This window comes from Bacteroidales bacterium (assembly GCA_012517825.1).
GTDB lineage: Bacteria > Bacteroidota > Bacteroidia > Bacteroidales > JAAYUG01 > JAAYUG01.
In genome coordinates this window covers 1-9019 of record JAAYUG010000055.1, presented here as the reverse complement: position 1 = coordinate 9019, position 9019 = coordinate 1, and the positions used below count along the sequence as shown (strand labels likewise).

Sequence of the window (9019 nt, the reverse complement as noted above, 5' to 3'; positions counted from 1 at the left end):
TGTCCTTATTGCCTTCCTCAACCTCTTTTTTCAGTTCATTCAGTTCTTCTTCCACTTTATTCCACACCTGCGAGCGGTCTTCCCAATCAAATCCGACGGCCCGCACTTTCTCCTGGATGCGGCCTGCTTTGACCATTGAAGGAAGAGACACGGGCACACCTCCCAGCACAGAACGGTTTCCTTCCTTTATCTTTAAATGCTCCCAGTTCTTCTTAACTTCGTTATCATCGGCCACATTCACCTCCCCAAAAACATGCGGATGCCTGAACTTCAGTTTTTCGTTCAGCGAAGCAATAACCGAGGCAATGGAAAAATCTCCTGTTTCTTCACCCAGCCTGGCATAAAAGACAATGTGAAGGAGCAAATCGCCCAGTTCCTTTTTGATATTCGGCATATCAGCCGAGAGAATAGCATCCGACAGTTCATAGGTTTCTTCTATGGTGAGAGGCCGGAGGGTCTCAAAGGTTTGAATTCGGTCCCAGGGACATTTCTCCCTCAGCTCATCCATGATATCGAGCAATTGTCCGAAGAGTTCAGTCTTTTCAGGTGAAGCCATGACAACGAATATTGAAAAATGAGGGCAAATATATCCAATTCCATGCAATTCGTGGTAAAATATTTCCCGATCCGGTGCTGGCAAAAATGGCGCTTTTGTGCAAAATCCGGAATTATCCCTTTTTCTCCCGGTTAAAAAAAGTTATACGAATAACCGACTGTGTATCCAACCCGAGAAGGTCGGCTGCATTTCCCCGTGCAATGGCAATTTCGAGAAAACCTGCCGCATTGAAAAGGGCCATCAGTTCACCACTGGTAATTTCCCCGTATGAATCGTCAATGCGGGTGAGCCTGTATCGGTTGCTTTGCACCACGATTTCAAATGGCCGCCCCCTGCCTACTTTTTCAAACAACTGACGGTCAATATTGGTAATTGCATTTCGGTACGAATCAATGTACACAACACTCCCCGTTATCGTTCCGTCATCATAGACCGGAAGAATTGGTACCATCGATTTCCAGCTTTCTGTGCGAACGGCGATTTCTTTCAGATCGTTTCCCCCGGCAATATGGACTGCGGCCGGAACAAAGACATCCAGTTCAGGAAAGACAGTATGGGCTGAATAGGAAGTGATTTCATATACTTCCATACCTCCCTGCGGAAAAAGCAGACCCACAACGCCATTATCGGCCGTGAGGAAATAATGCCCGTCACCCTTTACTGCCAGAAACCTTCGGTTCTTCTGCGGGAAGGTATCGACACAGATGAGATGCACCGAGCCGGAGGGAAAACGACGGTATGAGTTTCCGAGAACAAAGGCCGCTTCCCCCAGGTGAAAGGAGGAGACGTTATGCATTATATCAACCACGGGAATACCATTAAGTGCCGATAACAAGGCTCCCTTGAGCGAAGCCAGGTAATAATCACCCTGCGACCAGTCACTTATAATGGTAACCACCGGCATAAACAGGCACTATCTGAAAAACCGCCTTCTTGAAAAATGGAAAAAATGATGTTACTTTGCAAAACTCAAAAGTAATAAATCCCTCCGATATTCATGATGGAGAAGGTTGTATATCTTGAAGGCATTGATCCGGTGGTTCTTTATGGAATCAACAATATCCATTTTGAATTTCTTAAAAAAGCCTTCCCAAAACTCAGAATGGTCGGACGGGGAGAAGAGCTTAAGGTAATGGGTGATGATGCAGAAGTGTCGCGGTTTGAAGAAAAAATTCAATCCATCATCGATTACTACCAGAAGTACAACAGCCTCACCATTGAAGAACTCGAAGAACTTGTCCTTGAGAACGGACGAGGCCTTCTTAAAAGCGATACAGAAACAGACGATGTTCTTGTTTACGGTAATGAAGGCCGGATTATTAAGGCGCGCACCGTTAATCAGATACGGCTGGTGGAGGAGTACCAGAATAACGATCTTTTGTTTGCCATAGGTCCGGCAGGTACGGGGAAAACATACACAGCCATTGCCCTGGCCGTAAGGGCATGGAAAAACCGGGAAGTACAGCGGATTGTACTTACAAGGCCTGCCGTTGAAGCCGGCGAAAAGCTCGGATTTCTTCCCGGTGATGTTAAAGAAAAACTCGATCCCTACCTGCAGCCGCTCTATGATGCCCTCAATGACATGATTCCGGCACGAAAACTTGCCGGACTTCTCGAAGAAGGGATTATCCAGATTGCCCCACTTGCCTACATGCGCGGGCGCACCCTGAGCAATGCCTTTGTTATTCTCGATGAAGCACAGAATACCACAGTAAACCAGCTGAAAATGTTCCTCACCCGTATGGGGAAGAACGCCAAATTCATCGTAACCGGAGATATAACCCAGATCGACCTCCCCGAAAAAACAGCCAGCGGCCTTATCGTAGCGCTTAACCTCCTGCAAAATATTCCCGGTATTTCCGTCGTTGAATTTGATGTGCGCGACATCATCCGGCACCGGCTGGTGAAGTACATCGTCGAAGCATACAGCAAAAAGAAAGATAACAATTAACCCTTTAGAATATGGCAGAAGCGCTTGTTAAAACAGATTTTCAACTTCCACGCCAGACAGCCAAATACGTTGGTAAAGTTCGCGATGTTTACACCATTGAGAACAGATACCTTGTAATGGTGGTCACTGACCGCATTTCAGCATTCGATGTGGTATTGCCCCGCGGCATTCCGTACAAAGGACAAGTGCTCAACCAGATTGCCTCCAAATTTCTGGATGCAACAGCCGACATTGTGCCAAACTGGAAGCTTGCAACACCCGATCCTATGGTTATGGTCGGTCTTCTGGCCCAACCGGTTAAGGTGGAAATGGTAATCCGCGGATACCTTACCGGCCACGCCTGGCGGGAGTACAAGGCCGGAAAAAGAACCTTATGCGGTGTGCCCCTTCCGGAAGGTATGCGCGAAAATGAAAAATTTCCCGAACCGATTATCACCCCCACTACCAAGGCAGAAACAGGCCACGATCTCGATATTTCAAGGGAAGAAATTATTGCCCAGGGGCTGGTAAGCGAAAAAGATTATTTTCTGATGGAAGAATACACCTATAAGCTCTTCCGCAGAGGATCGGAAATGGCCGCCCGGAAAGGGCTTATCCTGGTGGACACAAAATATGAGTTCGGCAAAGTGGATGATAAAATCATTCTGATTGACGAAATCAATACCCCCGATTCTTCCCGGTATTTTTACGCTGAAGGTTATGAAGAGCGGCTCCGCAAGGGAGAACCTCAGAAACAGCTTTCCAAGGAGTTTGTCCGTCAGTGGCTGATTGAGAACAATTTTCAGGGAAAAGAAGGACAGAAAGTACCGGAAATGACCGATGCCTTTGTTCAGCAGGTCAGTGACCGGTATATTGAGCTCTATGAGAACATTACCGGAGAAAAATTTGTACGAACCGATACCACCGGAATAGAAAATCGCATACACCGTAATATTCTTGATTTTATCAAATCTCACTGAAGCTGGCGGTCATGAAGTCTCCCCTGATTCGGTTGCTTTTCTGTTTGCTTCTTTCCGTATTTATCCTGCCTTATGGAATTCCACAGGAGCCGGCTGTGCAGGTTCAGCGGTCACGTAACAAGGTTTTGCTGAAGGGGCAGGTCTATTACCTTCATTCCGTGCAGAAAGGGGAAACAATCTATTCCCTTTGCCGGGTTTATAATGTGTCAGAAGCTGAACTCCGTAAGGAGAATCCCGGCCTCGAAGAGGGACTGAAAGAAGGAATGGTTCTTAAAATACCGGAAAGAGGCCCTGTGCAGGAAAAACCTCTCCCGGGTGATACTTCGGTTTATGTTTTTCACATAGTAAACAAAGGGGAAACGCTCTTTTCGCTGGCAAAATTTTATGGGATTACCGTTGATCTGATTGCAGAATATAATCCGGAAGTAAAATACAGTGCACTTCAGGTAAACCAGGTACTTAAAATTCCTAAGAGCATTCTCCGGACAGCTCCCGGAATGGCAGAAAAAGGAGAAGGTATTATTACCGGTCGCCAGCTTGATTCAACACGGTATATCGTCGGCCAGGGAGAAACTCTCTACTCCCTTTCCCGCCGCTGGAACACCACCCCGTCTGAAATCATTCTGGCCAATGGCGGTGCCGTATGGAGGGGGCTGAAAGCCGGCGACACCATTCTTATTCCACTGCAAAAGAGGGAACATATGCCTTTTTCAGGCGTCATTGTACCTGTTACTCCGGCTGTTTCATCTGACACCATTTCTTTTAGCAGAGCATCCCATTTCTACCCTTTACCCGATACCTGCACCTGCGACTCTTCCTATCTTCTGCCGCACAAAGGACCGCTGTCGCTGTACCTCCTCCTTCCGTTTAATATTGACAGGGGCATTGCAGAGATTAATGATACCCTGTTGTCCAGTGATCCCTCATTAGCATTCCGGAGCACATCAGAAACTCTGCTGAAAAACGGGTGGTATGAATACTATCTCGGGTTCCTTCTTGGTGCCCGGCAAATGCAAAAAAACGGGTATTCCCTGAAGCTAACCGCAGGTGACCTGGGCAGTGTGCCTGTAATAACGGGCTCCATGCTCTCCCGGATCGAATCAGCCAAACCCGATGTCGTCATCAGCCCTGTTGCAGACAACCGCATAATTGCCCTTGACACGTTTTGCTTCCAGCAGAAAATATCACTCATAACACCGGTTTTCCCAAACACTATGGCCGACTCCCAATCATTCCGTTTTGTGTCATTTGAGCCTTCTCAACAAACCATTCTTGCTTCCTGGGCAAATTGGTTCAGATCAAAGCATTATTCCCGGCTGGTCGTTGTTCATCCTGCCGACTCAGCCTCATTAAGAACCCTCGTGAAACTGAGAAATCTCCTGCCGGAACAAAAAATAATGGAAGCTGTACAGAATGATACTGCCCTGGCCAATTTTGAACCGTATTTTGCAAAAAATGATTCCAACGTGGTGATGATACTGTCCGACAGGGAGGAATATGCGGGAGAAGTACTCCGGAATCTGATTCTTCTGTCCAGAAATTATCCGGTTATTGTTCTTGGTTCACCTTCCTGGAACAACTTTGCCAGTATTGATGCCGCCTATTTTCATCAGTTGCAACTGCATTATTTCACACCCTATCTGGTCGATTACCGTAATCCGGACGTAAGGGAATTTATTAACCGATTCCGTAATACATTTGGCTTTTATCCGACAAAAATGAACAGCAGAGGCATGCATTTTGCCATGATGGGGTACGATATGGCCTGTATGATTATTCCTCAGGCATTCCGCTACGGGAAATCGTTGCGTGAATGCTTTAATCCATACCTGAAAGGCTTGCAAGGCGACTTTCGTTTTTACCGGAGTTCAAACTGTGCCGGGTATTCCAAGCACTCATTATACCTGGTTACGTATGGGAAAGATTATTCCGTAACCCCGGTTCTGTGGGAATGATGTTCCTGTTTTTTACCGTTCGTCATTTGCTATTGTCTTTACGCTATAGGCTCAACGCTCTAAGCTGGAACTTTGAAACATTGGAACTCTGGAACTTTGGAACCCTGGAACCTTGCAACTCTGGAACTCTGGAACTCCTGAATATGTTGCCATTGTCCTTAATCCCCTGACGGGGAAGAAGATTAGGTTTGGATCGTCAAATCTATTGTCCTTCATCCCCTAACGGGGAAAGAGTGTAAAGCGTAAAGAAATACCGTTCATCAGTTTATTCTCCGCTTAACGTTCTACCCAATTGTTTACTCTTCTTCACAGTAAAATCTCAAATCACAACTCACAAATCACAACTCACAAATACCAGACCCCAGCCCATTGCCCAGAGCTCAAATCAAAAATCTAAAATCACAAATCACAACTCACAACTCACAAATGGAACTTTTGGCCTTCCGTTGGGTTTACAGTAATATGTGCTCTTCTTCATTCCGGCTATCCTTACAGCTTCAGCTGTTCTGATCCCCTTTGCAACATACCTGCAGATTACTTCTCTTTTTTCCCTGGCAGACCAAACTTCTTTTTTAAAAGCTCGTCCTTTAGTTTCGATTCAAGTTCCTGTTTTGCAAGTAGTTCCTTTAATATACGGATCTCTTTCTCTAACCTTTTGATATGAGCATCCATGTTCTTTCCCCGCCGATCCTCCAATCCTTCGATCCCAGATGCTTGATACTTGTTAACCCAATAATAATACAAGCTTTTCGATATGCCGTGTTTGCGGCAGCCTGCAATAACCCCAAGGCTCCGGATATCCAGTATGATCTTTTCTTTTTCCTGAGGTGTCCGTTTGTGAAGTTGTTTTACCATAAGTATAAAAGTACGATTTTATTTTTGTACTTTTAGTCTAGTTTTATAGGGGGTCAGACCATTTCCCAAAGATTTATTATCCATTTCTCAAAACGAAACACAGAAACAGATATGCGAGAACATTTTAACTGCCTCGGTTCTATTGTTTCGGCTCCCAACCGTAATCAATGTACTTCCAGTTGATTTTATCGGGAGTGAGAACCATATCAAGGAACCCTTCTTCCAGTCCATGGTACTTATGCCTCCACCAGCCGGAACAAACCGCCCCGCCCGTGATAAAATGAATTCCGCTCAAATAATTGTCTTCCAGAAAATGCAAATGTCCCTGAAGGACCAGCTTCAAATTATGCCCGGTAAAAATGTCCAGAACTTCGCGGCTATTGGCCACTACAAGCCCTTCTTCATTGCAGGCAGTAGCACCCTTGAAAAACTGCGTATAACCCGTAAGTAAAGGAATATGCGTAACAATAACCAGGGGCATGAGGGAATCCGTCTTACCAACTTCTTCCTTCAGCCACCGCAGCTGTTCCTCACTCACCCTTCCCGTATAACCACCTTCCCTGTGCGCCACTGAATTCAGAACAAAGAACTTCCAGCCCTTCAATTCGAAGGAATAATAAGGTGATCCTATTTTCTTACGGTACATGCCGTCGCCCGACAATGGATTTGATAGAGAAACTTTCTTTTCATCTTCCCAGCCCAGCATTTCATGATTTCCGGGGGTATTGTAAAGGGGAGGACGAATCCCTTTTGCGAGCGAAAGATAGAGATCGTACAAACTATCGGCCTTTTCTTCCGTGGCCTGCAAAGCATCCATCACCAGATCCCCTCCGGTAATCACTGCATCCGGATTCAGCTTGTTAATGGTATCAATTGCCATCTGAAAGCCCCTTGCAGCATCCAGGTCGGAAGTGATATGGATGTCGGTCATAAAAACCAGATGCAATGCATTCTTGTCGTCTCCGGCATTTCGTCCTGCATTCCCGGCACAGCCTGCAAATAGAAGGAAAATGAAAACAAAAAGTATGTTCCAAAAGTGTTTCATGGTGTTTATAGTTATTAAAAATTCATAACAGACACTGCCACTGATCCTTCATCGGCCAAACCATGGCAGAGGCTAGTGCAATTTACGAATTACCCAGAAAACAAAGTTAAGGATAAGTGAAATAATGATTAAGGTTGTAACAGGAAAATAAAACCGGAAATTTTCCCGTTCAATGCGGATGTCGCCCGGCAAATGCCCCATCCATCCCAGCTTGTTACCGGGAATCAGAAGAAGAGCACCGGCTATCATCAATAAAATACCTGCCAGTATCAATATTTTCCCCAGTTGCTGCATAGAGCCCATTACATCATGCATTCCTGAAGTTTATTTTCCCTTAATTCGTTCTCCCTTTTTATTAACTACGACGCAATAAAGTTAATAATGTAAAAACAGATTTATGACCCTTATTTCCTTTGTGCTTCGAAGACTTTTAAAAAATGTTCCGGTGTAAAAACACCCAGGCTACTTTTTCTGTAATCCTTAACGTTCCGTGTTATTACGACATCAATTTTTCCGTATTCAAGAGCAGAATAATTCTGCAAAGCATCTTCGAAATCACCAAATCCGGAATCAATTGCCTGCATTACTACATTTCTGTCCATGGGCAATATATCAAGAATGGAAAGCAATTGCCGCATTTTTCCAATGACTTTGGCATGAGGAGCCGTTTGCCGTAAGAGGTAATATACATTGCAACAGATAACCGGAGTGACAAACCCATTGATTTCATTCTGTTCACAAAGAGATAATACCATGGCAGCATATTCTGAATGAGGCATACGATCGAAGAAAAAATCAAGAATCACATCGGTATCGATCAGCAGATTATTCATCCTTCAGATACTTATTATAGAGAATTTCAGACAACTGTGCTTTGTAGTTTACCTTTTTTGGTGCCTTGAAAGAGCCACGCAATGATTGAACAAGGAAACCCGTTCTTTTTCCTTTTTTATTCGTTTCTGAAGAAAGGGCTTTAAGATAACTCTCAACGATGTCAGAGAGGCTCCTGCCCTCTTTTCTGGCATATTTCTTCGCCCTTTCAACCACTTCGCGCTCAACGGTCAAGGTTAACTTTGTATTCATTGCTTTATGAGACTGTTAAATAATCCAGGACAGTTTTACGTACAAATTTAATAAATATTATACGTATTGTCAACTATCTGAATGTTGTCGCACGGTAAGCATCGAACCCGCATTGCGCATGTGAACATCCTCGATGTGGGTTTGATTCCTCTTAATCGCATTGCATTAGAATTTTTCTGATGCAACGATTGGGTTACTATAACCCTTTATTCCTTTAATGGTTTAAATCCCTCACCCAGCACTTCGCTGGCGTCAAATACTGTTATGAAGGCTTCAGGATCAATGGAATGGATGTAACTCTTCAGCAAAATCATTTCGCGACGGCTGACGTTGGCAAAAATGATTTTTCGTTCTTTCCCTTCGTACATGCCGATACCCGTAAGCAGAGTGCCGCCCCGGCCGAGGTCAAAGAGCAGTTTTTGGCGGATTTCTTCGTATTTGTCGCTAATGATAAAAAGGCTTTTATGATACACTGCTCCCTCAAGAAGGTAATCGACCACCTTGCCGGTAATAAAAATTACCACCCAGGAATACAGGGGTATTCTCCAGTCGCGGAAAGCGACGAGGCCGAACAGCACGATGACTGAATCGACCACAATAAGCAGTTGCCCGACC

At 44.9% G+C, this 9019-nt stretch carries 11 protein-coding genes; 3 read left to right on the top strand and 8 right to left on the bottom strand.

What is annotated here, in order from left to right:
- Window positions 1–556: nucleoside triphosphate pyrophosphohydrolase (mazG, locus tag GX419_03780; GenBank protein NLI23810.1), on the bottom strand; the 556-nt coding region annotated here is incomplete at its 3' end.
- A 112-nt stretch (window positions 557–668) separates the two neighbouring features.
- Window positions 669–1460: an SAM-dependent chlorinase/fluorinase gene (locus GX419_03775; protein NLI23809.1), complete on the bottom strand. Its 792-nt coding sequence runs from the start codon at window positions 1458–1460 to the stop codon at window positions 669–671.
- Between the two features lie 93 nt (window positions 1461–1553).
- Between GX419_03775 and GX419_03770 the strand changes: the two genes are divergently transcribed.
- Genes GX419_03770 through GX419_03760 form a run of 3 tightly spaced genes read left to right on the top strand, consistent with a single transcriptional unit; the run spans window position 1554 to window position 5421 of the window.
- Window positions 1554–2507, top strand: coding sequence for a PhoH family protein (locus tag GX419_03770; GenBank protein ID NLI23808.1), 954 nt, complete (start codon window positions 1554–1556; stop codon window positions 2505–2507).
- A gap of 11 nt (window positions 2508–2518) precedes the next feature.
- The gene (locus GX419_03765; protein ID NLI23807.1) at window positions 2519–3466 is read left to right on the top strand and encodes a phosphoribosylaminoimidazolesuccinocarboxamide synthase; all 948 of its coding nucleotides are present in this window, start codon (window positions 2519–2521) and stop codon (window positions 3464–3466) included.
- Between the two features lie 11 nt (window positions 3467–3477).
- Complete coding sequence (locus tag GX419_03760) at window positions 3478–5421, top strand: LysM peptidoglycan-binding domain-containing protein (protein NLI23806.1); 1944 nt, start codon at window positions 3478–3480, stop codon at window positions 5419–5421.
- A gap of 534 nt (window positions 5422–5955) precedes the next feature.
- Here the strand turns inward: GX419_03760 and GX419_03755 are convergent.
- From GX419_03755 to GX419_03730, 6 genes are all read right to left on the bottom strand, one after another.
- Window positions 5956–6276 (bottom strand): transposase, encoded by a 321-nt coding sequence (locus tag GX419_03755; GenBank protein ID NLI23805.1) that lies wholly within the window; start codon window positions 6274–6276, stop codon window positions 5956–5958.
- 139 nt (window positions 6277–6415) lie between these two features.
- Window positions 6416–7321, bottom strand: coding sequence for a hypothetical protein (locus GX419_03750; GenBank protein ID NLI23804.1), 906 nt, complete (start codon window positions 7319–7321; stop codon window positions 6416–6418).
- Between the two features lie 72 nt (window positions 7322–7393).
- Window positions 7394–7624 (bottom strand): DUF2905 domain-containing protein, encoded by a 231-nt coding sequence (locus tag GX419_03745; protein NLI23803.1) that lies wholly within the window; start codon window positions 7622–7624, stop codon window positions 7394–7396.
- Window positions 7625–7725: 101 nt separating this feature from the next.
- A complete protein-coding gene (locus tag GX419_03740) occupies window positions 7726–8154 on the bottom strand; it encodes a PIN domain-containing protein (protein ID NLI23802.1) in 429 nt (142 codons plus the stop codon).
- Window positions 8147–8404 carry a hypothetical protein gene (locus tag GX419_03735; protein NLI23801.1) on the bottom strand — a complete coding sequence of 86 codons (258 nt, stop codon included), beginning with the start codon at window positions 8402–8404 and terminating at the stop codon, window positions 8147–8149. Before GX419_03735 ends, GX419_03740 begins: the two co-directional genes overlap by 8 nt.
- A 206-nt stretch (window positions 8405–8610) precedes the next feature.
- On the bottom strand, window positions 8611–9019 hold a 409-nt coding region (locus GX419_03730; GenBank protein NLI23800.1), incomplete at its 5' end, for a YitT family protein.

Bases quoted from the DNA above. Each gene is read 5' to 3' on its own strand.
- GX419_03775 (NLI23809.1), bottom strand. From the start codon at position 1,460: ATGCCGGTGGTTACCATTATAAGTGACTGGTCGCAGGGTGATTATTAC.
- GX419_03770 (NLI23808.1), top strand. From the start codon at position 1,554: ATGATGGAGAAGGTTGTATATCTTGAAGGCATTGATCCGGTGGTTCTT.
- GX419_03765 (NLI23807.1), top strand. From the start codon at position 2,519: ATGGCAGAAGCGCTTGTTAAAACAGATTTTCAACTTCCACGCCAGACA.
- GX419_03760 (NLI23806.1), top strand. From the start codon at position 3,478: ATGAAGTCTCCCCTGATTCGGTTGCTTTTCTGTTTGCTTCTTTCCGTA.
- GX419_03755 (NLI23805.1), bottom strand. From the start codon at position 6,276: ATGGTAAAACAACTTCACAAACGGACACCTCAGGAAAAAGAAAAGATC.
- GX419_03750 (NLI23804.1), bottom strand. From the start codon at position 7,321: ATGAAACACTTTTGGAACATACTTTTTGTTTTCATTTTCCTTCTATTT.
- GX419_03745 (NLI23803.1), bottom strand. From the start codon at position 7,624: ATGGGCTCTATGCAGCAACTGGGGAAAATATTGATACTGGCAGGTATT.
- GX419_03740 (NLI23802.1), bottom strand. From the start codon at position 8,154: ATGAATAATCTGCTGATCGATACCGATGTGATTCTTGATTTTTTCTTC.
- GX419_03735 (NLI23801.1), bottom strand. From the start codon at position 8,404: ATGAATACAAAGTTAACCTTGACCGTTGAGCGCGAAGTGGTTGAAAGG.